At 65.0% G+C, this 24,265-nt stretch carries 23 protein-coding genes, 1 tRNA gene and 1 riboswitch; of the genes, 15 read left to right on the top strand and 9 right to left on the bottom strand.

Annotated features, from left to right (window positions below; all coding sequences use genetic code 11):
- Positions 1-17: 17 nt before the first annotated feature.
- Positions 18-1,193 (bottom strand): O-succinylhomoserine sulfhydrylase, encoded by a 1,176-nt coding sequence (locus QQZ18_RS14155; RefSeq protein ID WP_284541563.1) that lies wholly within the window; start codon positions 1,191-1,193, stop codon positions 18-20.
- Between the two features lie 75 nt (positions 1,194-1,268).
- Positions 1,269-1,348: riboswitch (SAM riboswitch) on the bottom strand.
- 216 nt (positions 1,349-1,564) lie between these two features.
- On the opposite strand from QQZ18_RS14155, the gene QQZ18_RS14150 reads away from it, so the two are divergent.
- The 3 genes from QQZ18_RS14150 (at position 1,565) to QQZ18_RS14140 (ending at position 4,309) form a co-directional block, all read left to right on the top strand.
- On the top strand, positions 1,565-2,971 hold the full coding sequence (locus tag QQZ18_RS14150) for a diguanylate cyclase domain-containing protein (protein ID WP_284541562.1): 1,407 nt from the start codon (positions 1,565-1,567) through the stop codon (positions 2,969-2,971).
- A 129-nt stretch (positions 2,972-3,100) separates the two neighbouring features.
- Positions 3,101-4,201, top strand: a complete 1,101-nt coding sequence (locus QQZ18_RS14145; RefSeq protein WP_284541561.1) for a 2'-deoxycytidine 5'-triphosphate deaminase — start codon at positions 3,101-3,103, stop codon at positions 4,199-4,201.
- Between the two features lie 34 nt (positions 4,202-4,235).
- Positions 4,236-4,309, top strand: a tRNA-Gly gene (locus QQZ18_RS14140).
- A 249-nt stretch (positions 4,310-4,558) separates the two neighbouring features.
- On the opposite strand, the gene QQZ18_RS14135 is transcribed toward QQZ18_RS14140, so the two are convergent.
- Together QQZ18_RS14135 and QQZ18_RS14130 are read right to left on the bottom strand one after the other, a co-directional pair.
- The gene (locus tag QQZ18_RS14135; protein ID WP_284541560.1) at positions 4,559-5,620 is read right to left on the bottom strand and encodes an NAD(P)-dependent alcohol dehydrogenase; all 1,062 of its coding nucleotides are present in this window, start codon (positions 5,618-5,620) and stop codon (positions 4,559-4,561) included.
- 345 nt (positions 5,621-5,965) lie between these two features.
- Complete coding sequence (locus tag QQZ18_RS14130) at positions 5,966-6,325, bottom strand: plasmid stabilization protein (RefSeq protein WP_284541559.1); 360 nt, start codon at positions 6,323-6,325, stop codon at positions 5,966-5,968.
- 157 nt (positions 6,326-6,482) lie between these two features.
- Here QQZ18_RS14130 and QQZ18_RS14125 point away from each other — a divergent pair, with 157 nt between their 5' ends.
- Entirely contained in the window at positions 6,483-7,577 is a 1,095-nt protein-coding gene (locus QQZ18_RS14125; RefSeq protein WP_284541558.1) for a low temperature requirement protein A, read from the top strand.
- Here QQZ18_RS14125 and QQZ18_RS14120 read toward each other — a convergent pair.
- The 3 genes from QQZ18_RS14120 to QQZ18_RS14110 all read right to left on the bottom strand — a co-directional run bounded on the left by QQZ18_RS14120 (position 7,574) and on the right by QQZ18_RS14110 (position 10,523).
- Complete coding sequence (locus QQZ18_RS14120) at positions 7,574-7,927, bottom strand: cupin domain-containing protein (RefSeq protein WP_284541557.1); 354 nt, start codon at positions 7,925-7,927, stop codon at positions 7,574-7,576. The two genes, QQZ18_RS14125 and QQZ18_RS14120, sit on opposite strands and share 4 nt — an antisense overlap.
- Positions 7,928-8,010: 83 nt before the next feature.
- Complete coding sequence (gene lsrK, locus QQZ18_RS14115; protein ID WP_284541556.1) at positions 8,011-9,576, bottom strand: autoinducer-2 kinase; 1,566 nt, start codon at positions 9,574-9,576, stop codon at positions 8,011-8,013.
- Positions 9,573-10,523, bottom strand: coding sequence for a sugar-binding domain-containing protein (locus QQZ18_RS14110; protein ID WP_284541555.1), 951 nt, complete (start codon positions 10,521-10,523; stop codon positions 9,573-9,575). The genes lsrK and QQZ18_RS14110 overlap by 4 nt, the downstream gene beginning before the upstream one ends.
- A gap of 366 nt (positions 10,524-10,889) precedes the next feature.
- Between QQZ18_RS14110 and lsrF the strand changes: the two genes are divergently transcribed.
- From lsrF to QQZ18_RS14070, 8 genes are all read left to right on the top strand, one after another.
- Positions 10,890-11,774 (top strand): 3-hydroxy-5-phosphonooxypentane-2,4-dione thiolase, encoded by an 885-nt coding sequence (lsrF, locus tag QQZ18_RS14105; protein ID WP_284541554.1) that lies wholly within the window; start codon positions 10,890-10,892, stop codon positions 11,772-11,774.
- Between the two features lie 127 nt (positions 11,775-11,901).
- Positions 11,902-13,419, top strand: a complete 1,518-nt coding sequence (gene lsrA, locus QQZ18_RS14100; RefSeq protein ID WP_284541553.1) for an autoinducer 2 ABC transporter ATP-binding protein LsrA — start codon at positions 11,902-11,904, stop codon at positions 13,417-13,419.
- Positions 13,416-14,483, top strand: a complete 1,068-nt coding sequence (lsrC, locus tag QQZ18_RS14095; protein ID WP_284541552.1) for an autoinducer 2 ABC transporter permease LsrC — start codon at positions 13,416-13,418, stop codon at positions 14,481-14,483. The genes lsrA and lsrC overlap by 4 nt, the downstream gene beginning before the upstream one ends.
- Positions 14,480-15,481: an ABC transporter permease subunit gene (locus QQZ18_RS14090; RefSeq protein WP_284541551.1), complete on the top strand. Its 1,002-nt coding sequence runs from the start codon at positions 14,480-14,482 to the stop codon at positions 15,479-15,481. The genes lsrC and QQZ18_RS14090 overlap by 4 nt, the downstream gene beginning before the upstream one ends.
- Before the next feature lie 78 nt (positions 15,482-15,559).
- On the top strand, positions 15,560-16,585 hold the full coding sequence (gene lsrB, locus QQZ18_RS14085; protein ID WP_284541550.1) for an autoinducer 2 ABC transporter substrate-binding protein LsrB: 1,026 nt from the start codon (positions 15,560-15,562) through the stop codon (positions 16,583-16,585).
- A gap of 164 nt (positions 16,586-16,749) precedes the next feature.
- Positions 16,750-17,046: an antibiotic biosynthesis monooxygenase gene (locus QQZ18_RS14080; RefSeq protein WP_284541549.1), complete on the top strand. Its 297-nt coding sequence runs from the start codon at positions 16,750-16,752 to the stop codon at positions 17,044-17,046.
- A gap of 10 nt (positions 17,047-17,056) precedes the next feature.
- Positions 17,057-17,794, top strand: a complete 738-nt coding sequence (locus QQZ18_RS14075) for a ribulose-phosphate 3-epimerase (RefSeq protein WP_284541548.1) — start codon at positions 17,057-17,059, stop codon at positions 17,792-17,794.
- Between the two features lie 17 nt (positions 17,795-17,811).
- The gene (locus QQZ18_RS14070; protein WP_284541547.1) at positions 17,812-18,603 is read left to right on the top strand and encodes an SDR family NAD(P)-dependent oxidoreductase; all 792 of its coding nucleotides are present in this window, start codon (positions 17,812-17,814) and stop codon (positions 18,601-18,603) included.
- A gap of 2 nt (positions 18,604-18,605) precedes the next feature.
- Here QQZ18_RS14070 and QQZ18_RS14065 read toward each other — a convergent pair whose 3' ends face one another.
- Both QQZ18_RS14065 and QQZ18_RS14060 read right to left on the bottom strand, forming a co-directional pair.
- Positions 18,606-19,706, bottom strand: coding sequence for a quinone-dependent dihydroorotate dehydrogenase (locus QQZ18_RS14065; protein ID WP_284541546.1), 1,101 nt, complete (start codon positions 19,704-19,706; stop codon positions 18,606-18,608).
- Positions 19,703-20,056, bottom strand: coding sequence for a DUF952 domain-containing protein (locus tag QQZ18_RS14060; RefSeq protein WP_284541545.1), 354 nt, complete (start codon positions 20,054-20,056; stop codon positions 19,703-19,705). The genes QQZ18_RS14065 and QQZ18_RS14060 overlap by 4 nt, the downstream gene beginning before the upstream one ends.
- Positions 20,057-20,228: 172 nt before the next feature.
- Between QQZ18_RS14060 and QQZ18_RS14055 the strand changes: the two genes are divergently transcribed.
- Entirely contained in the window at positions 20,229-20,933 is a 705-nt protein-coding gene (locus QQZ18_RS14055) for a thermonuclease family protein (RefSeq protein ID WP_284541544.1), read from the top strand.
- 49 nt (positions 20,934-20,982) lie between these two features.
- Here the strand turns inward: QQZ18_RS14055 and QQZ18_RS14050 are convergent, their stop codons facing one another.
- Complete coding sequence (locus tag QQZ18_RS14050; protein ID WP_284541543.1) at positions 20,983-22,647, bottom strand: lysine--tRNA ligase; 1,665 nt, start codon at positions 22,645-22,647, stop codon at positions 20,983-20,985.
- Between the two features lie 176 nt (positions 22,648-22,823).
- On the opposite strand from QQZ18_RS14050, the gene QQZ18_RS14045 reads away from it, so the two are divergent.
- Positions 22,824-23,237: a tellurite resistance TerB family protein gene (locus tag QQZ18_RS14045; protein WP_284541542.1), complete on the top strand. Its 414-nt coding sequence runs from the start codon at positions 22,824-22,826 to the stop codon at positions 23,235-23,237.
- Positions 23,238-23,323: 86 nt separating this feature from the next.
- Positions 23,324-24,232, top strand: coding sequence for a class I SAM-dependent DNA methyltransferase (locus QQZ18_RS14040; protein WP_284541541.1), 909 nt, complete (start codon positions 23,324-23,326; stop codon positions 24,230-24,232).
- Positions 24,233-24,265 lie beyond the last annotated feature (33 nt).

Below are 24,265 nucleotides of genomic sequence, written 5' to 3'. Positions count from 1 at the left end.
GCGTTATTATCGAACGATCAGCCGAGCGCCTGTTCCAGATCGGCGATCAGGTCGTCGGCATGTTCGAGGCCGACCGACAGGCGCAACAGACCCTGGCGGATGCCGAGTTCCTGCCGCACCTCTTCGGTGAAGCGCTGGTGCGTCGTCGTCGAAGGGTGGGTGATCAGGCTCTTGGCGTCGCCGAGATTGTTGGAAATCTTGATGATGCCCAGCTTGTTCACGGCGGCGAAGGCACCTTCGCGGCCACCCTTCACCTCGATGGCGATCATGGTCGAGCCGCCGGTCATCTGCTTGCGGCAGATGTCGGCCTGGGGGTGGCTCGCCGAACCCGGATAGATCACCTGTTCGATCTTGGGGTGTCCCTCAAGGAAGGCGGCGATCTTCGCGGCGCTCTCGGCCTGTCGGCTTACGCGGAGCGAGAAGGTTTCGAGGGCCTTCAGCATCACCCAGGCATTGAACGGGCTCATGGTCGGGCCGGTCTGGCGCAGGAACACCTGCAGGTACTTCTCGAGGAACTCCTCGTCGCACAGGACGACGCCGCCCATGCAGCGGCCCTGGCCGTCGATGTGCTTGGTGGCCGAATAGGCCACCACGTCGGCACCGAGTTCGAGCGGCTTCTGATAGAGCGCGGTGGCGAAGACGTTGTCGACGACGAGGCGCGCGCCGGCCGCGTGGGCGATCTCGGCCACGGCGGCGATATCGACCACCTCCAGCGTCGGGTTGGTCGGGCTTTCGAAGAAGAAGACGCGCGTGTTGGGCCGCACCGCTGCCCGCCACTGGTCAAGGTCGCGACCGTCGACCAGCGTACAGGCAATGCCGAAGCGCGGCGCCAGGTCTTCGACGATGTAGCGACAGGACCCGAACAGCGCCCGCGCCGCGACGATGTGGTCGCCGGCCGAAACCTGCGACAGGATGGCCGCCGTCACCGCCGCCATGCCGGTCGCCGTGGCCCGCGCCACCGGGGCGCCTTCGAGCAGGGCCATGCGCTCTTCGAACATGGCGACCGTGGGGTTGGAGAAGCGGCTGTACTGGAAGCCCGGATCGAGATTGAGAAAGCGCGCTTCCGCCTGCTCGGCGCTGTCATAGACGAAGCCCTGCGTCACGAACATCGACTCGGACGTCTCGCCCCATTGCGAGCGCAGGCTGCCACCATGCACGAGGGCAGTGTCGGGATGCCAGTTGACCTTGGTCATGTCTTCGTCCTTCGATATCGGAGACCGGAAAAAAACAAACCCGGCTGCGCAGAGGCGAGCCGGGTGTCAACAATCGACATGTCCGTCCCGACCTTTTAGCAGCCTTGTTTAACGTGGCGGCAAGCCGGTCGGCTCAAAGAACCACGATCCCTGTAACGCTATGGGATGCGTGGACAAAGGTCAAGCCGGCAACCGATGCGGTGCGTTGCAGAGTCGGCCGCAGCGCCGCCGCAAGCCGCAAACGGCCACGGCGAAACTGCTCATTCCCGTAAGGTCGTGTTTGTCATACCGAGATAATTCTCGTACCTCCACTGATTATTGGTTGATGGGGCTCAAGATATTGTTCATGCGACCGCGTTTCCGGAGGTCCGATGAACCCGACGGCCAGCCTTGATCGCCGATTTCTTTTGCGTGTGATCCTGCCGATGTTCGGCCTGATTGCCATTCTGCTCGCTGGCGCCATTGCCGGCGTGCTCATGCTGTCGTCCAAGCAAAACTACCTGTCGACGGAGTTCCAGCACCGCACGGCGAAGAACGCGCTGCGCTATTTCGCAGACGAACTGTCCGAGATGGCGTCCGGCATGGCTGGCCGGGACGAGACGGCGACCCATGTCATCGACGCCTTCGATGCCGGTTGGCTCGCCGAACATTTGACGGCGGAACAGGCCGACGCCTTCCTGTTCGTTCTCGATCCTGACGACCGTACGCTGTTTTCTCGTATCGGCGGCCGGGACGTGGCGGTGGAGGCGCGCAGCGTTCTGCCCCCTACCTTCGGGCAGCTGATCGCGCGCTGGCGGGCCGGCCACATCAGCGATACCGTCACTCAGCTCATGGCGGTGGACGGTACGCCGGTGCTGTTCGCGGTCACCGGCATCCACAAGATCGCGGACCGGAACGAGCTGGCCGACAACGGCTATGTCCTGGCGATCGGCCGGCGCGTCGACCGTGCCAGCCTCAGGCACCTCTCCGAGACCTTCATGCTGCCCAACCTCAGCTTCGAACCGGGCTTCGGCCAGACGAGCGACGGCCCCGGCCGCCTGCGTCTGATGGGCCAGGACGGAACCATGTCCGATGCCTTGGTCTGGGACCCCATCCTGCCCGGCGATCAAATCATCAAGGCCATCGGACCGGGACTCGTGTTGGTCTTCGCGGCCTATCTCGTCCTTACCGCCGTGGTACTGCTCTTTGCGCGCCGTGCCGTCCGGCTGATCAGCGACAGCGAGGAAAAGGCATTGCACGATCCGCTCACCGGTCTGCCCAACCGGTTGCTTCTGCTCGATCGCATGAAGCACCTGCTCGCGGCGAAGCGCGGTGAGGAGGCAAGGGCGGCGGTATTCTACCTCGATCTCGATGGCTTCAAGGACGTCAACGACAGCGCCGGTCATGCCGCTGGCGATGCCGTGCTGGTGGGGGTGGCGCGCCGGCTGAGCGAGTTCTGCCGGACGGAGGATACCGTGGCCCGGCTCGGCGGCGACGAGTTCGTGATGGTCATTCCGATGAACGATCGCCAACTGGTCGAGGAGCGGGCAGAAGCTATGCTGGCTGCGTTGAGCAGCCCCTATCACTACAACGGGCGTCCCCTGGTCGTCGGGGTCAGCATCGGCATTGCCTTGGCGCCGGAGCATGGCCTCAATGTCGCGGCCCTGTTGCACAAGGCCGATGCCGCGCTCTACGCTGCCAAGCAGGGCGGCAAGGGGCGGGTTCGGTTCTACCGCAAGAGCATGCATGCCGAGACGGTTCCGAGCGACTGGGCAATGGCTCCCGCCGTCGGCATCTGAGCGCCATTCTTCGCTTCCCATACCTCTTCGAGTTTCCATAGACATCAAAACAGGCTAGAGCTTCGAAAAGTCCGGCCGCGCCTTCCTGCGTCGGCCTCGTATGTTGCTTTCCGGACGCTTTGCACGCCCATGACCGAGATCGCCGGCATTCTTCCTGCCCATCGCATCCGCGACCTGTTCGACGCTGGCGCCATCGCGTCGACACGACCGCTGGATGCCGACCAGATCCAGCCGGCCAGTCTCGATCTGCGCCTGGGGCCGGTCGCCTACCGGCTTCGGGCTAGCTTTCTGCCGGGCGGCGGCTCCACGGTCGAGGACAAGCTCGACTATCTCGCCCTGCACGAACTCGATCTCAGTGCCGGCGCGGTTCTGGAGACTGGCGGCGTCTATCTCGTTCCGGTTCTGGAGTCCCTCGCCCTGCCTGATGCGGTGTCCGCTTCGGCCAACCCCAAGAGTTCGACCGGCCGCATCGATGTCTTCACCCGCCTCATCACCGATCGTGGCGTCGCCTTCGACCAGATCGCCGCCGGTTATCACGGGCGGCTGTGGGTCGAAATTTCGCCCCGCACCTTCCCGATCAAGGTCCGGACGGGCTCGCGCCTCAGCCAGGTTCGCTTCCGCCGTGGCGACGCGCGTCTCGATGATGCGGCGCTGGCGTCGCTTCATGCCCGCTTTCCCCTGGTCGACCGGGAGCCGCGCTTCGAGCATGGCCTGACCCTGTCCATCGACCTTGCCGGAGCGGGAGAGGGCGCGCTGATCGGCTATCGTGCCCGCCGGCATACCAGTGTTCTCGACGTCGACGTCAAGGCGGCGCAGGAGATCGACGACTTCTGGGAGCCGATCAAGGCGCGCGGCCGTACGTCGCTGATTCTCGATCCGGATGAGTTCTACATCCTCGTCTCGCGCGAGGCCGTGCAGGTGCCGCCCGAAACGGCCGCCGAAATGGTGGCGATCGATCCCTTGGTCGGCGAGTTCCGCGTTCACTATGCCGGTTTCTTCGACCCCGGCTTCGGGCATGCGCCGGCCGGTGGCAAGGGTGCTCGCGCGGTGCTCGAGGTGCGAAGCCACGACGTGCCGTTCATTCTCGATCATGGGCAGACCATCGGCCGCCTCGTCTACGAGCGTATGGTCGAGGTGCCGGCCACGCTCTATGGGCAGGGCATGGGGTCGAACTATCAGGCCCAGGGGCTGAAGCTCTCCAAGCATTTCCGCCCCCAAAGCGCCTCTTGACAGCGCCGGGCGAGACTGCGATCTAGGGCGCGTCGCGGGTGTAGCTCAATGGTAGAGCAGCAGCTTCCCAAGCTGAATACGAGGGTTCGATTCCCTTCACCCGCTCCAATTTCTCCAATAAAATCAATATTTTAAAGCTTTAGTTTTCGCTGCCGTGTCACTCGTGTCACTGCCGTGTCACTCGCCTTTCGGCGACCTGGCTACGACTCTTGCCCTCGCGATCCTGCGGCTTTGCTCCAGCCCATCGCCTCGGCTTTAAAGGTTGGTCGTTTTTGTTGTGGTGTGCGTTGCCGGCGTGCCGCGAGAAGCCACCCGCAATGTAGCGGATGGCCTCCGGTGCCTAAGGTTATGCTTGCACTACCAGTTGATGGTGACGACCGGCTTGATCAGATCGGCCGGCTTGTCCTTCATCAGCATCAGCGCCGTTTCGGCGTGCTCCAACCCCTCATACCTGTGGGTGATGAGCTTGCTTGGATCGATGCGGCCCGACGTGATCAGCGCGGCGAGCTTTTCCATCCTAAGCCGCCCGCCGGGCATCAAACCGCCTCGGAAGTTCTTGTGACCCATGCCACAACCGCAGCCGGAGCGCGGTAGTTTGATATAGTCACCGGAGCCAAGGTAGTTGACGTTGCCGATCGTGCCGCCCGGCTTCATCATGTTGGTCGCCGGGATGAACGAGTCGACGTCGCCGCCGGCTACGATTACCTTGTCGACGCCCTTTCCGGCGGTTTTCTCAAGAATCTGCTCGCCAATGTCGCCATCCCGGTAGTTGATGCAGTCGGTGGCGCCATACTCAATGGCGATGTCCATGGTTCTTTGGCGGGAGCCGACGGCGAAAATGCGAGAGGCGCCGCCGATGGCTGCCGCGGCCACGCTCATCAGGCCAACCGGCCCGATTCCGATCACCGCGACGCTGTCGCCGAACTTCACGTCCGCCAGTTCGACGCCGTGGAAGCCTGTCGGCATCATGTCGGCGAGCAACGTCCCGACCGCCGGCTCGATGCCTTCGGGGAGATGGGCCAGGTTGCCGTCCGGGTCATTGACGTGGAAGAACTCGGCGAAGACGCCATCCTTGCTGTTCGAGAACTTCCATCCCCCCAGCATTCCGCCGGAGTGCATCGAATAGCCAGCCTGCGCCTCAAGCGAGTTCCAATCCGGGGTGATCGCCGGAACAAGCACCTTGTCCCCTGGCTTGAAGCTCTTCACCAGCGATCCGACCTCGACCACTTCACCGACCGCTTCATGACCAAGAATGAGATTGTGGCGGTCTCCCAGCGCTCCTTCCCAGACGGTGTGCGTATCCGACGTGCAAGGGGCTAGCGCAATTGGGCGGCAGATTGCGTCCATCGGTCCGCATTTGGGCGTCTCCTTCTCGATCCACCCGGTCCGACCGATACCCAGCATTGCGAAGCCACGCATTTTTCTTTCCTTCCATCAAACTTGACAGAAGAACTCTAGAAATTATCCGGTGGCGGGCAATATCGGATTATACCTATGGAAAGACTAGTGAAATTGCACTTCGAGTCCTGAGCGCGGTAAAGTGGAATCTAAATGATTAGAAATCGATTTAGCCCCAAAGGGGCGAAAACATGGTGCGGAATGGTACGTATACTTGTGCGTCGAGAGTCCTCGACAAGCTAGGTCACTTTGCCCGGGTTGACCCACTCGGCTAGTGGCTAAGGGCCAGCCAAGCGCACTCGCCGCTATCGATATGCCGGAACTCGGCGAGAGGGTTCGATCCTTCAGTCGCTCCAGCGCCGGACGTCAGGCGGCTCGTTCCTTGTTGCGCTTGCGCGTCGCGGCGGCCTTTTTGGCCGATGCCGAACGATCTTCCCGCGATCGAGAGGCGGCCGCCTTCTTGGCCGAGGCGGATCGCTCTTCCTTCGAGCGGGAGGCCGAGGCGGCGCCGCCTTTCCGTCCCCCTTTCTCGGAGGAAACGGTGGTGTCCGGGCGGCCGCGTCCGGAACCGGACTTGTTGCCGCCACCGCTTTCCTTGTTCACGGTCGCCCAGGCACGCCGCTCCGCTTCATCTTCGGAAACGCCGCGTGACTCGTAGCCTTCCTCGATATGTTCGGCCTTGCGCTTCTGCTTTTCGGTATAGGCGGATTTATCTCCACGGGGCATGGAACGTCTCCTTACTGCGGATATGTCCCGCCTAAACCGTTCGTCGACGGGAATGTTCCGCGCCTCGCCGTCGCTGGTTGCGCGACCCCCTAAATCGACTACTCTTCCAATCATTGTTGTCGACGTACATTTCAGCTTCTTTCGGGCGGGGGCCTCGATGATTTCAGCAGCGCAGGGGGCGGGCGAACGTCGCGCGGCGACGGTCGAACTTCTCTTCGACCTCACTTTCGTCTTTGCGATTACCCAGATCACCCACCTCTTGAAGGCGGCGCACACGCCGGCCGATCTTGTCGGCGCCCTGTCGGTGCTGACGTTCCTCTGGTGGATGTACGGCGGCTATGTCTGGCTGGCGAGCCACATCGCTTCGCATCGAGCCCTGACGGCGGTCATGCTGGTCGCCATGGCCGGCACGTTCTTTCTCGCGATCGGCATTCCTGGCCTCCACGAGCACAGCACCGCCGTTGTTGGCGGGGGCGCGCTGTTCGTCGTGGCGGTTCATACCCTGGCCTTCGCAACGCTTGGCGGCCTTGTCGGCCCGACCTTGCGCTTCGGCGTCGTCAACGTCGGCACCGCGCTCCTGTTGGGCATATCCGGCTATCTGCCGGGGCTTGCGGGCAGCATGGCTCAGGCGTTGGTGATCATCATCCTGGTCGGCATGGCGCTGTTCTACACGGCGCGCGCCTTCACGCTCGCTCCCGACCATTTTGTCGAGCGGCATGGCCTGCTGCTTCTCATCGTGTTCGGGGAGAGCGTCATCTCGATCGGCATCTCGCTCTCTGCCGGCGGCATGGTGACGGGCCTGATCGAGGCGGGCCTGTCGCTGGCCATCATCATTGCGTTGTGGTCCGCCTATTTTGCCGGTGACGATCGGCGGGCCGAGCGACGACTATCCGATCTGACCCCGGCCGAACGTGGCCGGGCGGCGCTGATCGCCTACTGGTTCGCCTTCCTGGTGATGATCGGCGGCGTGCTTTGCCTGTCGGTCGGGCTCAAGGAACATTTCGGGGCTGAGAGCGGAGATGCCAACTTGTCCTTCTGGCTCGGTCTCGGGCTCGTCCTCTACTTCGCCGGAACAGCCCTGTTCCGGTACGGCCTCGGCCTTCGCGGCGTAGCCCCGCGCATCGCGGCCGCCGCGGCGGGGTGCGTGCTCTTGCTGCTCCCCCTGGGGCCGGTTGGCCTCCTCGGTGCGGCACTTGCCATCGCCGTGGCGGCACTTGCCGCGGATGCCGTGGCAGGGCGAGTTGACGACTAGTCTTCGGGCGACCAGGCGATCGGGACGCTGTCCTTGGGGTCGTAGGGCGCCTTGACGAAGACCGCCTTCCACGGCGTGTCGCCACGATTGACGACGTGATGCCCCTCGCCGGGCTCGCAACGCAGGAAGTCGCCGACCCCGAGCACATGCAGCTCGCCGTCGACGTACATGTGAACCTCACCGGCGATCGTCAGGAAGTTTTCCTCGATGTGCTGATGCTTGTGCGTGTTGAAATGCTGGCCCGGCAGCAGTGTGACGACGCCGATGTCGACGCGCGGACCACGCAGCAGGTATTTGGGGCCATGATCGCCGAAGCGATATTCGTGCTCGTCTTCTTTTGTTTTGAACATTGTTCCTCCGCCGCTGTCCCCGTCCGGACGGCGGTTCTTGCTTGCAATTGAAAGTCGGTGCTGCCGCTTCGTTGCGGCAGGCGTCAGAGGCCGGGGGCCTTCCACATCGACCGGGTGATGCCGGCGTCGACGAGGCGGCGTTGGGCGGCATAAGCTTCGCGCCAACGCTCGGCGACCTCCCGGTAGAAAGAATGACGACTGGCATCCGGCTCGTAGCGACGACGCCAGCGAACCACGGCGTCGGCCGCTTCCGGCAGTGATGCGTATTCGCCGATGCCGACCCAGGCGGCGAGGCCCGCGGCCAGCGCCGTCGCCTCGGTCACCTCCGGCACTTTCACAGGCAGGCCGGTCACGTCGGACAGGATCTGGCCCCAGAGAGCGCCCTTGGAGGCGCCCCCGGCGAAAACCAGATCGGTCAGCGTCACGCCTGCGAGGTTCGCCGCAAGCTGGAGATTCTCCGACGCGACGATCGCGGCGTTCTCCTGGATGGCGCGGAAGATCTGGGGCTTGCCGCAAACGCTGGCGTCAAGCGACAGGTTCAGAAGCGACGGCGCGGCGTGGTACCAGGCGCCGCAGTTCATCACGTCCGAGAAGATCGGAAGAATGCCATTGGCGCCGGGCGCCACGGCGGCCGATTTCTCCTCAAGGAGCGCGTAGACGTCGATGCCTCGTTCGGCAGCGATGCGCTTCTCCTCGTCGCAGAAGGCATCGCGGAACCAGCGGGTGGTCATGCCGACCATGAAGGCGATGCCCTCGGCCTGGCTGAGACCCGGCACGACATGCGGATTGACGCGCACCCGCATGGCCGGATCGGCCGTCGGCCTGGGCATGTTGACCACTTCCTGCCAGAACGTGCCACCCAGCACGGCCGCTTCGCCAGCGCGACCGACGCCGAGGCCGAGCGCGCCAAGCTGCACGTCGCCGCCGCCGACCACCACCGGCGTTCCCACGGCGAGGCCCGTGTCGGCTGCGGCGGCTGCCGTCACGCGGCCGATGGCGGTACCCGTCTCATGGACGGGCGGCAGGATGGCGGGATCGATGCCGGCGCGGCGGGCGATATCGGCATCCCAGGTGCGACTGTCGAGGGCAAGCAGGCCGCTGGTGCCGCCGTTCGAGGGATCGCAGGCGATCTCGCCCGAGAGGCGGGCAACGATCCAGTCGGACAGCATGCACATGCGTGCCGTGCGGGCATAAACGTCCGGTAGGTGGCGTTCGATCCACTTGAGGCGCGGAATGGCGCCGAGCGCGAACGTCTGCCCGGTCACGGCATAGGCGTCTCGCTCGAAGTCCGGCATGGCGGCCTTGAGGGCCTTGGTCTCGTCGGACGCGCGCGAGTCGACGTTGGCGCAGGCCCAGAGCTCGCGCCCGTCGCGGTCCCACAACACGATGCCTTCACGCATCGAGGTGGCGCTGACGGCTCGGATGGCCGACGCCGGCAGGTTGGCGGCTGCGAGCGCGCGGCGTACGCAGCCGGCAAGCAGCGCCCAGTTGGCGGCGCAGTCGAACTCCATCGATCCGGGGTAACGGGGATCGCTGAGATGCGTCCATTCTTCCTGTGCGACGGCGACCTGTCGGCCGGCCTTGTCGAAGATCACGGCGCGGCCGCTGCCGGTGCCGGCATCGATGGCGAGAACGTGCGGGAGGATCATGCTGGGTCTTTCTCAAGGATGGCTTCGGCGGTCGGCTCGTCGGTGATCAGCACGTTGATGCGGCCGCCGCGTGCGGCGGCTCGGATGGCATCCACTTTCTTGGAACCACCGGCGGCAGCGATGACCTGCGGAATGGCCGACAGGGCGTCGAAATCGAGGCCGACCAGCATCTTGTGGAAGGGAAGGTCGAGCGGTGCGCCGTTCTGGTCGTAGAAAATGCCGATGATGTCGCCGACCGCGCCCTGACGACGGAAGATCTCGAACTGGGACCGGCTGGCGTAGCCGGAGGCGATCAGCGTCGCCTCGTCGGCAACTGCGCCGATGCCGACCAGGGCATAGTTGGCGGTGCGGGCCATGCTCATCACCTCGACGACGTGCCGTTCGGCCCGGATCGCCTCGGCGATACTCTCCTGCGACACGACGAGGGGCGCCGGAATGAGGTGGACGTTCTGCGACGATCGACCCGAGGCAACGCCCTCGATGTAGGCGGAGACGCCGCCGGTCAGGCTGACCAGGGAGATATCCTTGTAGGAGAGCGTGCGGGCGAGCCGCTGCAGCGTGCCCATGACCGTGGCGCCCCAGCCGACGGCCAGCATTTCCTGGTCCTTGAGGCGGCCCATCAGGTACTGGCTGGCCGCTTCGGCCAACCGGTCGTTGATGTTGCCCGTCTCCTGCGCGGGAATGACGCGCGCCTCATCGAGGCCGTAAAGCTCCTGGAGGCGGGCCTCTAGGGCGAAGCAGCCGCCATAGCTCGAATTGATGTGGACGTGAATGAGCCCCATCTTCCGGCCGCGGTCGAGCATGCGCGACACCTTGATGCGCGACAGGTTGAGCCGCTCGCCGATTTCGCTCTGCGTCAGGCCGTCATGATAGTAATGCCATGCCACGCGGCTCAGCAGCTCTTCCTCGTGCGGCTCGAATGCCAGCTCGTCATAAGCTTCGTTCACGTTATTCACCTTCGTGACATTTGCACGGGTGCTCCCGCCAGAGGTCCCGAGCACCGTTGGTGACGATCATATGATCACGATGCGCACATAAGCGCAAGACGTGATGTTCTTGATCATCATTAAGTCGCATAGCGCCAATTGTCAGATTTTTCGAAATTGTTATAAATCAATAGCTTGCAAGAATGACGTCGTATTGCCTCAAGTTTGCAGGGTGGTTCGTTTGGCTGTCGTTATCACTTATGTGCAGAATCTGGGTTGACGATATGGGCCGCTCGGCGGATAGTCCGGTGTGCAATTGATAAGGCGGTGTTCATTTGAACGACTGGTGCTGCTGGTTGCAGACCCCGCCGCCCATTGGAGGACCCCATGGCCGATTTGGACGACGTGAGAGAAGGCAAGGATTTCGGATTGGATCAGCCGGTGGAGGTCAAGGCGTTCCCTGTGCGTGGTTCCGTCTCGCTCGATTGGGGCATGCAGGACCGCCTGGCGCGTATCTTCCAGCCCAACAGCGGTCGCACCGTCATGCTGGCCTTTGACCATGGCTATTTCCAGGGGCCGGCTACCGGTCTGGAGCGGCTTGATCTCACCATTCGCCCGCTCGTTCCCTACACGGACGTGCTGATGTGTACGCGCGGCGGCCTGCGTCAGACCATGCCGGCCGACAGCCGCAAACCGGTGGTTCTGCGTTGCTCGGGCGGCATGAGCGTTCTGACCGAACTGTCGCGCGAGCTGGTGGCGGTCGACATCGAGGACGCCATCCGTCTCAACGCCTCGGCGATCACCACCAACGTCTACGTCGGCGCCGAGTACGAGCACCAGTCGCTCGCCAACCTCGTCAAGCTGATCGACACCGGCAATCGCTACGGCATTCCGACCATGGCGGTGACCGGCGTCGGCAAGGACATGGCACGCGACGCCCGCTATTTCGGTCTCGCGACCCGCATCTGCGCGGAACTCGGCGCGCACATCGTCAAGTCCTACTATATCGACGACGGCTTCGAGAAGGTCGTGGCCGGTTGCCCGGTTCCGATCGTCATCGCCGGAGGCAAGAAGCTGCCCGAGCGCGACGCGCTCGAGATGGCCTGGCGCGCCATCGATCAGGGCGCTGCCGGCGTCGACATGGGCCGCAACATCTTCCAGTCCGATTGCCCCGTGGCGATGATCTCGGCCGTGCGGGCCGTGGTGCACGACGGCGAGAGCGTCGACAAGGCCTACGACATCTACAAGGCCGGCAAGGCCAAGGCGGCCTGAGCCACAGGAAGTTCGCGAACCGTGCCGCCGGGCTCCTCAAGGGGAGGTCCGGCGGATCGCCCGGAGGAGGGCGCCGAAACGCGGGCAACCCCCGCGCTTCCAAGAATAATGTTGGGAGACTGTCAATATGGCGGGAACCTCGCCGTCCGACCAGCCGCCGCCGCTGGTCGAAGCCAGGCAAATCTGGAAATTCTTCGGCTCGATCGCCGTGCTGCGAGGTGTCGACCTGACGCTTCGTCCGGGCGAAGTGCATGCGCTGCTCGGCGGCAATGGTGCCGGCAAGTCGACGCTGATGAAGATGATCGCCGGTCTGCATCGCGTCGACCGGGGCGAACTCCTGGTTTGCGGCGAAGATGCCTCGGCCATGACGCCGGTCACCGCCCGGCAGGCGGGCATCCATCTGGTCCCGCAGGAACCGATGCTGTTCCCGAGCCTTTCGGTCGAGGAGAACGTGCTGATGCACGTTCCCGGCAATCGCAAGGAACTGCGCGCGCGCCTCGAGACCATGATCTCCGAGATCGGCGCCGGCATGACGCTGTCCACCCAGGCCGGGCAGCTCGAGGTTGCCGACCAGCAAATGGTCGAAATTCTGCGCGGTCTCATCCGCGACGCCCGCATCCTCATTCTCGACGAACCGACCTCGGCCCTGACGCCGCGCGAGGTGGGCAAGCTGTTCGAGCGCATCCGCGCGCTCACGGCCCAGGGCGTCGGCATCTTCTTCATCTCCCACAAGCTCGGCGAGATCCGCGAGATAGCCGACATCGTCTCCATCCTGCGTGACGGCCAGGTCGTGCTGGCCGGTCCGCCGAAGTCGTTCACCGACGCCGAGATCGTCGCGGCGATGACCCATGTCGAGGGCAAGGAGGGCTTCACGCTCGGTCGTGTCGCAGCTCCCGCCGAGCGCGGGCCTGAACGGTTGCTCGTCGAGGGGCTTGCCGGCGAAGGCTTTGCCGACGTGACCTTCTCGCTGCATTCGGGCGAGATCCTCGGGCTTGCCGGCGTCGTCGGCTCCGGCCGTACCGAGCTTGCCGAAACCATTTACGGCATTCGCCCCGCCGCTCGTGGCCGCATTCTCGTCGACGGCAAGCCGTTGTCCGGCCATGGGCCACGCCAGAGCCTCGATGCCGGCGTCGTCTACCTGCCCGAGGACCGTCAGGTCTCCGGCCTGTTCGTCAACGCGCCGCTCGTCTGGAATGCGTCGGCACTGGTGTTGCACCGGGGCCGGGAGTGGCTGCCGCTGGCCAGGGAACGGGTCGATTTCTCCGAGCAGGTCAAGCTTCTGGGCATCGTCTGCGCCAATGCCGACCAGCCGGTTCGCACGCTGTCGGGCGGCAACCAGCAGAAGGTGCTGCTTGCCAAGTGCCTTGCCGCCGGCCCGCGCGTCCTGATCCTCGACGAGCCGACGCGCGGCGTCGACGTGGCCGTGCGCGCCGACATCTACCGGCTGATCGACCGGCTGGCCGGCGAAGGGCTCGCCATCCTCCTGATCTCCTCCGACCACGAGGAGATCGAGCGCCTCAGTCACCGCGTACTGGTGATGAACCACGGTTATCCGGGCGGCCTGCTCGAAGGCTCCGACATCACCATCAATGCCATTGCCCGCCTCTCCTTCGGGGTCGGCGCCAAATTGGACGCTGCGCAATGATCATCCGCTTCCTGCAGCGCCACCGCGAAGCTTCGGTCGCGCTGATCATCGTCTTCCTGTTCGCGGTCCTCGGCCTCGTCGATCACAGCTACCTGTCCCTGGATACGGTGCTCCTCGTTTACGGCAACAGCCTCATCCTGTTCGTCCTGGCGATCGGCGCCACCATGGTGATGGCGACGCACGGCCTCGACGTGTCCGTCGGTTCGATCATGGGGCTTGCGGCGGTGGTTGCCGGCCTCTTGATGAATGCCGGCTGGGGGCTTCCCGCTTCCATCGGCGTCGCGCTTCTGGTCGGTCTCCTCTGCGGCCTGTTCAACGGCGTACTGGTGTCGTGGCTGAAGGTGTCGGCGATCGTCGCCACGCTCGGCACACTGGGCCTCTATCGCGGCTTTGTGTATCTCCTCTCCGGTGGCAGCTGGATCGAAGGCCTGCCGGAGAATTTCAAGGCGCTGACCAAGGCCGGTTCGCTCGGCCTGTCGCCGGTGGCCTGGCTGGTGCTGGTCCTGCTGATCGTCGCCCATCTCTGCCTGCGCTACACCGCCTTCGGCCGCTCCATGTTCGCCGTCGGTGACAACCGCGAGGGCGCTCGCCTCATCGGTATCCGCGTCAACGAGGTGCAGATCGTCGCCTACGGTCTCAACGGCCTCCTGGCCGCGCTGGCCGGCGTCATCTTCGCCTCTCAGATCGGCTTCATTCCCAACACCGCCGGCACCGGCATGGAGATGCGGGCCATCGCATCGAGCGTGCTCGGTGGCGTCAGTCTCCTGGGGGGCACGGGGACCGTGCTCGGCGCGGCGCTCGGCGCCTACTTCATGACCTCGATCGACAGCGTTCTCGTGCTGCTGCGCCTTGAGGCCTACTGGAACGACATCATCGCCGGCGCCATCCTGCTGGTGGTTCTGATCACCGACGGCAAGATCCGCGAGGCCGTCGATCGTCTCCTCCGCTACCAGAAGTACCGCAAGTTCATCGATCCGCAGGCGGCCGGCCAGCACGGCGACGCCGCCAAGGCCGCGACGCGGCCGCTCAAGACGACGCTTGAGACCTCGGAGGCGCGCAAATGAAGCTTCATCCTGCCCTCAAGCGCTGGGAGAGCGTGCTCGCACTGCTCCTGATCGCCGAGATCCTGTTATTCGGCGCCATCAACCCGGTGTTCCTGCAGCCGTCGATGCTGCTCTACGCCACCTCCGACTTCATCCACGTCGGCATCACGGCGCTGGCGCTGACGCTGGTCATCATCACCGGTGGCATCGACCTGTCGCTCGGCTCGGTGATGGGCCTCTCGGCCATCACCCTGGGCATCCTCTGGGTGGGTGGTGTGGACATCTGGGTGGCGGCCGTGGCCGCGCTCGGGGTCGGCACGCTCGGCGGCATCTTCAATGCCGTCGCCATTCACCTGTCCAAGGTCAATCCGTTGGTGATCACGCTCGGCACCGGCTTCCTGTTCGGTGGAGCCGCGCTGGTCCTGTCGGGGCTCGCCGGTGCGACGGGCTATGAAGGCATCAGCAACTTCGATCCGGCCTTCGTCAACCTCGCCAATCTCGAGGTTCTCGGTCTGCCGCTGCCTTTCGCCCTGTTCCTTGCGCTGACCGCCGGCTTCATGGCGCTGCTGCATCGCACCCGCTTCGGCCGCTATGTCTACCTGATCGGCCAGAACCCGCGCGCCGCTGCCTATGCCGGCACGCCTGTGTTCCGCACGCTGGTGGTTGCCTACGCCCTGACCAGTCTGATGGCGGCGCTGTCCGGCCTGATCCTGGCGTCCTACTTCGGCTCCGCCCGTTCGGACTTCGGCACGACGGCCCTGATGCCGGCGATCACCGCCGTCGTGCTCGGCGGCACGTCGATCTACGGCGGTTCGGGCACCATCCTGGGTACGGCGCTGGCCGCTCTGCTGGTCGGCTATCTGCAAACCGGTCTTCAACTGGTTGGCGTGTCGAGCCACGTCTCGAGCGCCCTGTCGGGTGGTCTGTTGGTCATCGTGGTTGCCTTGCGCAGCCTCTCGGAAATGGGACGCGTCTGGTTCCAGCATCGTCGCGTCTTGAGAAACGTTGCGGCCGAATGACGGTCTGACGTTTGAGGAGGAGGGCCCGGAAAAGCGGGGTGTTCAGCCTCGGGGGCCATGTCTTGGAAGGAGAGTACAATGAAATTCGGTACCGTTTCCCTCGCGCTTGCCGTGACCGCCGCTGCGACCTTCGCCGGTCCTTCGGTCGCCGCCGACAGCACCCGCATCGCCTTCATCCCGAAGCTGGTGGGCGTCGGCTTCTTCACCTCCGGCGGCAAGGGCGCCGTCGAAGCCGGCAAGAAGCTCGGCGTCGAAGTGACCTATGACGGCCCGACCGAACCGTCGGTGTCAGGCCAGGTGCAGTATATCAACACCTTCGCCAACCAGGGCTTCAACGCCATCGTCGTCTCCGCCGTGTCGCCCGACGGTCTCTGCCCGGCGCTGAAGCGCGCCATGCAGCGTGGCATCAAGGTTCTGACCTGGGATAGCGACGTCAATCCCGAGTGCCGCAGCTACTATGTCAACCAGGGCACGCCGGCCCAGCTCGGCAAGCTCCTGGTCGACATGGCGTCCGAGCAGCACCCGGCCGAGAAGGCGAAGGTCGCCTTCTTCTATTCCAGCCCGACCGTGACCGACCAGAACCAGTGGGTCGAGCAGGCCAAGGCGATCATCGCCAAGGACAAGCCGGGCTGGGAGGTCGTCACCACCCAGTATGGATATAACGATGCCCAGAAGTCGCTGCAGACCGGCGAGAGCATCCTGAAGGCCTACAAGGACGTCGACATCATCATCGCCCCCGACGCCAACGCGCTTCCGGCCGCCGCCCAGGCTGCCGAGAACGTCGGCCGCGCCGGTCAGGTGACCATCGTCGGCTTCTCGACGCCGAACGTGATGCGCCCCTACGTCAAGCGTGACACCGTCAAGGCCTTCGGCCTCTGGGACGTCACCAAGCAGGGCGCCATCTCGATCTATGTTGCCGATCACCTCATCAAGAACGGCGCCATGAAGGTCGGCGACAAGCTCGACATTCCCGAGATCGGCACCGTCGAAGTCAGCCCGAACAGCGTCCAGGGTTACAGCTATGAAGCCGACGACAACGGCATCATCCTGCTGCCGGAGCGTCAGGTGTTCACCAAGGACAACATCGACAACTTCGACTTCTGATCGGGTCGATCCCAACTCTGCGAGACGGCGGTCCCTCCCGTCTGCCGTCCGCTTCTCCCCCGTCGGCCATCCCCCCATTGAGGCCGCGCGGGATTTCGGAGAGCCGGCCGCCATCCATCGGCGGCCGGCCATCCTTTTCTTGCACTCAATCCGGAGGTCCCTCCATGCACGTCACGCTCGTCGAGATCAACGTCAAGCCCGAACGGATCGATGATTTCCTGCGCGTCTTCGCCGCCAACCGTGAGGGCACCATTGCCGAGCCCGGCTGCCGCCGCTTCGACGTGTTGCAGGATCCGGCGGAGCCCACCCGCTTCACCATCTACGAGGCGTTCGTCGACGAGGCGGCAGTGAAGTTCCACAAGACCACGCCGCACTATCTCAAGGTGAAGGCCGAGCTCGAGGACATCATGACCGGGCCGCGCAGCCACAAGGTGTTCGTCGGCGTCATGCCGCGCGACTGACGAGGCCGCCATGCTCCCCACTCCCGATGATCTTGCGACGCGCGATTCGCTGAAGACGTTCCTGCGCCATGCCACGCCCTCCCTCAGCGTCGGCCTTCTGGCCGCCGACGCCATGGCATATGGCGCGACCATCGCCGAACTTGAGGCGGCAGGCACCGCGCTCCTGCATTTCGACGTCATGGATGGCGTCTTCTGTCCAGCTTTCACCGCCGGGCCGCCACTTGTCGCGGCGTCGAAGACGAAGATGCTGAAGGACGTCCATCTGATGGTGGCCGATCCGATCGCGATCATTCCGGCGGTCCTGAAGGCCGGGGCCGACATCGTTCACGTTCACCCCGAGGGGCTTGTGCACCTCCATCGGGCGCTCGCCATGCTCGATGTGGATGTGGCGGGACAGCCGGGCCGTCGCGTGTTGCGTGCCGTTGCGCTCAATCCGGCAACGTCGGTCGACCTTCTCGTGCCCGTCCTCCATGAGGTCGACATGGTGACGTTGCTCGCCGTCGATCCCGGCTGGAGCGGCGGCGTGCCCGACGCCGCGCTTGGTCGCAAGATCGAGCGGCTGAGGCGGCTTGCCACCGAGGCCGGCGCCGATCCGCTGATCGCCATCGATGGCGGCATCACCGAGGCGACCATCGGCATTGCCGCCGGCTTCCGGCCGGATATCATCGTCAGCGGCAGCGCCGTCTTCAAGGCTGGCGCCAGCATTGCCGCCAATCTCGAAGGACTGCGCCGGGCAGCCGGCCAGTAATCGCCGAGGAGACAGACATGAGGATCGACCTTTCGGGCAAAGCCGCCATCGTGACCGGATCGACGGCGGGCATCGGACTTGCCATCGCCAAGGGCCTCGCCGAGTGCGGCGCCACCGTCGTCGTCAACGGCCGCACCCAGGCGGCTGTCGACAAGGCGATCGCATCCGCCAAGGCGGCTGTGCCGGAAGGTCGCTTCATCGGCCATGCCGGCGATCTCGGCACGGCGGACGGCTGCGCGGCGATCGTCGCTGCTCATCCCGATTGCGACGTCCTCGTCAACAATCTCGGCATCTTCGGCCCACGCGATTTCTTCGAGACGCCTGACGACGAATGGACCCGCTACTTCGATGTCAACGTGATGTCGGGCGTCCGCCTGTCGCGGGCCTGGTTGCCGGGCATGGCGAAGCGGAACTGGGGAAGGGTGGTGTTCATCTCCTCGGAATCCGCCCTCAACATCCCCGAGGACATGGTCCACTATGGCGTCTCCAAGACGGCGCTGGTGTCGCTCGCTCGCGGTCTGGCCAAGCGGATGGCCGGGACAGGGGTTACGGTCAACTCGGTGCTGCCCGGCCCGACGCTATCGGAAGGGTTCGCCGACATGCTGTCCGGCGAAGTGAAGCGCAGCGGCAAGACGGTCGAGCAAGTCGCCGCCGACTTCGTCATGGCTCACCGTTCCTCGTCGATCATCCAGCGCGCGGCCAGCGTCGAGGAGGTGGCGAACATGGTGGTCTATACCTGCTCGCCGCAGGCGTCGGCCACCACCGGCGCCGCCTTGCGCGTCGATGGCGGCGTTCTCAACACCCTCTGAACTCAGGCTGGAATCGGCCGGCTGGCCCAGGCCCGGCTGTCCGAGCCGGCGAGCGCGCGCGCCGAACCGATGCCGCTTCGTTCGATGCGGCCGAGCAGATCCGTTGTGATGGCGTTGACGGCATTGCCGCCGCCATAGATGAACGCGGTGTAGACCTGCACCAGATTGGCGCCGGCGGCCATCTTCAGATAGGCATCCTCGCCGGTCATCACGCCGCCCACGCCGACGATCGGCAGTGCGCGTCCGACCCGTTCGCGCATCTTGGCGAGCACGATCGTCGACCGTTCGAACAGCGGCTTGCCGGAAAGACCGCCCGGTTCGGTCGCCGTCGGACCGAACACGCCGCTCCGCGACAGCGTGGTGTTGGAGACGACGAGGCCATCGGCCCCCCGCGCCGCGATGACGGCGGCGATGTCGTCGAGCGCCGCCTCGTCGAGGTCGGGAGCGATCTTCACCAGCACCGGCGTCTTCCGACCGACGGCGGCGGCCGTTTCATCGCGCGCCTCGATGACGCGGGCGATCAGGTCGGACAGCGCCGCGCTCGCCTGCAAGTCGCGGAGGCCAGGCGTGTTGGGCGAGGAAATGTTGACGGTGAAATAGGAGGCAAGTCCGGCGAACGCCTTGATGCCGGCCACGTAATCGGCTGCCCGGTCGACGCTGTCCTTGTTGGCGCCGACGTTGACCCCAATGACGCCGGGCCGTCCGCCGCGTCGCTCCAGTTGTTTCAGGGCGTGGGCATGCCCCTTGCCGTTGAAGCCGCAACGATTGATCACCGCGTTCGCCTCGGGCAGGCGGAAGATGCGCGGCTTGGGATTTCCCGGCTGCGGCCGTGGCGTCACCGTGCCGACCTCGACATGGGAAAAGCCCTGCTTCAGCAGCGTGTCGGCGATCTCGGCGTTCTTGTCGAAACCGGCAGCCAACCCGACCGGATGGTCGAGCCGCATGTCGAAGAAGCCGATGGCCAGCCGGTCGTCCACCACCTTCGGCAGGCCGGGCACGAGGTTGAGACGCATGGCCGTGACGGCCAGCGTGTGGGAGACTTCCGGATCGAAGCGCCGAAGCATGGCCGCGCTGGATGAGCCGATCAGTTCGGAAAGCGTCATCGGCCGGTCTCCAGATCGGGAAACTGGTGGACACCGTCCGGCCCGAGCGGCAGCGGGACGACGAAGTCCACGGCCGAGAACTCCAGCGGCGCATAGAGGTGCGGGAAGAGATCGCCGCCGCGCGACGGCTCCCATTTCAACGCTTCGCCGAGCGCTGCCGTCCCGACGCCGATCAGCAGAAGGTCGCCCTGTCCGGCGAAGTAGAGCCGCGCCGTTTCCCTCACCTGCGCGGCCGAGGAAAGGTGAATGAACCCGTCCTCGAAGTCGACGGATGCGCCGGCAAACACGCCGGTCGCTTCGGCGGCTTCCCACAATGCGCGCGGTGCGATCTTGTAGACGAGACGATCCATGTGCGGGACTCCGAAAGGCTGCGGCCCTGCTCTAGAGCATCCGGCCGCCCGACACCACCCCGCCGGGTTCAATTCCCCGCTCGGTTTGGTTCCATCGCCGGGCCGCTTGCCCCCATGGCGAGAATCCAGCATTTTCCATGGCATGCAATCAAGCGGGGAAGCCGTTCAGACGATGGCGAAGCAGACGAAGCGGCACGGTTTTCTCTTGGGTTGCATGGCGCCGCTGATAGCCGGCTCGGCCTTGACCGCTGCGGCGCTGCTCTGGCTGTCGCAAGACGCCGAGCGTGAGGACCTGGCGAAGGTTCGGCCCACCATGATCGATTTCGGTCGCTTGCCGTCGCCCCCCGCCTTGAGGCAGCCGCTTGCCGCCCGGGAGCCTCCTCCGGTGGAAGTCGCCCTGGGTTCGGCGGCGTCAGAGACGCGTCCTCGGGAGATGCCGTCGCCTCCGCCGCCTCCGGACAGCTTCGAGGCGCTGTTCTCGCGCGTCACCGTGCTCGATGCCACCCGCTTCCGTGCCATCCGCGACCGCGAGACGCAGGTCCTTCATCTGAAGGGCATCGCCGGGCTTGCCTTTTCCGATTCCTGCGATGGAACCGCCGGCCGCTGGAACTGCGGCGCCCGCGCCCGCGCCGATCTTGCTCGCCTGATCGGACCGCGCTCGGTGGGCTGCGTCGGCATCGTGGCGCAGGGAGAGGATGGCGAGAGCACCTCCGACTGCTGGGTCGGCAGCCGCAACCTGTCGCTGTTCATGGTGAGCCGGGGATGGGCCGAACCGGTCGACCCCGCCGATCCGCTGCTGGCTCCCTACGCCGCCAAGGCGAAGGAGGAGAAGCTCGGTCGTTACGGCGATGGCAGCCTGCAGCCGCCGGACGAATGACAAAGGCCGGCGCGAGTGCCGGCCTCCGATCGTCTTTTGGTTTCGTTCGTCAGGCTTGGCCGAGCGTGCCGGCAAGCGCCGCGTCGATCATGGCCACGGTTTCCTTCAGGCCGTAGAGCTCGACGAAGGAACCGAAGCGCGGCCCCTTCTCCTGGCCGAGCAGCACCTGATAGAGCGTCGCGAACCATTCGAGGCTGACGCCCGGTCCACCGTCGGGGCTCTTCTTGGACGGGTCCTGGAAGCGCGGGAACGAGCGGCCGACCGCCAGCACGGTGTCCTGGATGGCCTCGCCGCTGGTGGTGGCGGGCAGTGCGTCGAGCGCGTCGCGCAGCTTGGCGAGCGCCTGCCGCTCCTCGTCGTCCGGCGTGCGGAAGGTGACGAAGGGCTTCACCCGGTCCCGATAGTAGGCCAGCGCATAGCCGCAGAGTTCGTCGAGCTTCGGATGCGTCTCTGGCGTCACGCCCGGCGAATGCCGGCCGATATAGGCCCAGAGCGCGCCCTTGTCGTGGGCATGGCTGGCCGACACCAGATTCAGCAACATCGAGAAGCTGACCGGCACCGGGGTCACCGGCACGTTGCCCGAGTGGATATGCCAGACCGGGTTGGTGAGCTGCTGGTCGGCATCCATCGCCGGATATTTCTCGAGATAGGCGAAATATTCGTCGACGGCGCGCGGGATCACGTCGAAGAACAGTCGCTTGGCCGTCTTCGGCTTCTGGAACATGTAAAGGGCGAGACTGTCCGGCGAGGCGTAGGTCAGCCACTGGTCGATGGTCAGGCCGTTGCCCTTCGACTTGGAGATCTTCTCGCCGTTCTCGTCGAGGAACAGCTCGAAATTGAAGCCGTCCGGCGGGTTGCCGCCCAGCACCTTGCAGATCCGCGACGAGGTCTTGACGTTGTCGATGTGGTCCTTGCCGCTCATTTCGTAGTCGACGCCGAGCGCTGCCCAGCGAAGCGCCCAGTCCGGCTTCCACTGGCACTTGGCGTGGCCGCCGGTCACCAGGGTCTCGAAGCGCTCGCCGGTCGCCGGGTCGGTCCAGACGATGGTGCCCTTCTCGACGTTGCGCTCCTCGACCGGCACTTGCATGACGACTTCCGTCTTCGGATGCACCGGCAGGAAGGGCGAGTATGTCTTGCGCCGTTCCTCGCGGAGAACGGGCAGCATGATCTCCATCACCGCATCGTACTTGGCGAGCATGCGCAGCAGCATGTCGTCGAAAGTGCCCTTCTTGTACTCCTCCGTGGCCGACATGAACTCGTAGTCGAAGCCGAAGGCGTCGAGAAACTGCCGGAGCTTGGCATTGTTGTTGTGGCCGAAGCTCGGATAGCCGTTGTCGAACGGGTTCGGCACGTTGGTCAGCGCCTTGCCGAGATTGGCCCTGAGCAGCTCGGGATTCGGCACGTTGTCCGGCACCTTGCGCATGCCGTCCATGTCGTCCGAGAAGCAGAGAAGGCGCGTCGGCACGCTGTCGCCGGTCAGCACGCGAAAGGCGTGGCGCACCATGGTGGTGCGCGCCACTTCGCCGAAGGTGCCGATATGCGGCAGACCGGACGGGCCGTAGCCGGTCTCGAAGATCACCGGCTTCGATGCATCTTTCCGTTTCTCGATCCGCGCCACGATCTTCTTGGCTTCCTCGAAGGGCCAGGCCTTGGAGCGGCCGGCCGCGGCGAGAAGCGCGGGATCGGAGAGCAGGGCGGAAAAAACGGTTGCCATCGGTTGCCTCTATTCGAGAAAACCCGGAGTTTCCGGGGCGCGCGGGACAGTAGGGACGAGGCCCCGAAAGGTCAAGGACATGGGGGTGCTTTGCGTCGATTCCGCCGAGAGGATGCTTGCGCTTTTTGAGGTGGCGTCCCAAATAGGGTCCCGTTTGACCTTTGGCCGAGGAATCCATGCACAAGCCGTTGTCCGCCCAGGAATCGCTGATCTGGGTGATGGTCACCACCGCCATCGCCGACCGCAACATGACCGAGCGCGAACTCAACCAGTTCGAGCGGCTGATCGGCTTCCTGCCGGTGTTCCAGGGGTTCGAGGGCTCGGTCGGCGAAATCGCCGATGCCTGCTCTGCCAACCTGAAGTCGGTGAACGGCATCGATCACATCCTCGATCGGGTGGCGATGTCCCTGCCGGAGCGTCTCTATGAGACGGCCTACGCGCTCGCCGTCGAGGTTGCCGCCTCCGATGTCGACGTCAAGCAGGAGGAATTGGTGTTCCTGCAGATGCTGGAGGACCGTTTCGCGCTCGACAAGCTGGCCGTCGCCGCCATCGAGCACTCGGCCCGCGTTCGCTATCGCAAGTTGGGGTAAGGTTGACGCCTCTCGTTGGAATCCATCTTGACGGCGGCCCGCTTTAGCGAGATGACCCGGCGCCCTTTCCGCCGAGTGCCGCCATCTTGCATGTTTCCTCTTCCGGGGACCTTCTCGCCGACCGCCGCTACGAGTATGCCCGCGCCTATCTTGAGGCCGAGGATGCCGCAGCGGCAGCCGATCTCTTTCTGCAGACCCTCGAACGCGCTCCGGGCTGGCTGCCGGCCCTTGTCGGCGCCGCCGATGCCTTGGCCGCCGACGGCCGCCCGGCGGAAGCCGAGCCGCTGCTGCGCGAAGCGGCGAAGCGCGACCACGACGGGCTGTTCGGCGCATCGCTGAGGCTCGCCGCCTTGGGCTTTGCCGAGGTTCCCGACGCTCCGCCCGCCGCCTATGTTCGTGGTCTCTTCGACGATTATGCCGACCGCTTCGAGACGGCGCTGGTGGAGGACCTCGGCTATCGGGCGCCCTGGCTCATCGCCGATCTCATCGAAACAGTCCGGCCCGGCGGGCGTTTTTCGCGAGGGCTGGACCTCGGCTGCGGCACGGGGCTGATGGCCGAGGCGCTGGCGGGGCGTGTCGATCACTTCACGGGCTGCGACCTGTCGCCGGAGATGATCGCCCGTGCCGAGGCCGGCGAGCGCTATCAGTCGGTCGTCGTCGCCGAGGCTGCGACCTTCCTGTCGGAGCGCACTCAAACCCTGGATCTCGTCACCGCCGCGGACGTCCTCGTCTACGTCGGCGCGCTTGACAGTCTGTTTCGGCATGTGGCCGTCCGTCTCGCACCGGACGGCCTTTTTGCATTCAGTGTCGAGGAATCCTTCGACGGCGATCTCGTGCTTCGCGACAGCTTGCGCTACGCCCACGGTGAATCCTACATCCGCCGGACCATTGCCGAGGCGGACCTTGAGGTCGTGGAGCTCACGCGCGGCACGCTGCGGTTCGACCGTGGCGCGCCGATCCGGGGGCTGATCGTGGTGGCTCGGCTCGCGCGATAGCGGCTGCCGAGCAAATGTTCTTCACTTGTTCGC

Origin of the sequence: Pleomorphomonas sp. T1.2MG-36, from assembly GCF_950100655.1 — a bacterium.
GTDB lineage: Bacteria > Pseudomonadota > Alphaproteobacteria > Rhizobiales > Pleomorphomonadaceae > Pleomorphomonas.
This window is presented reverse-complemented; position numbering and strand designations above follow the sequence as displayed.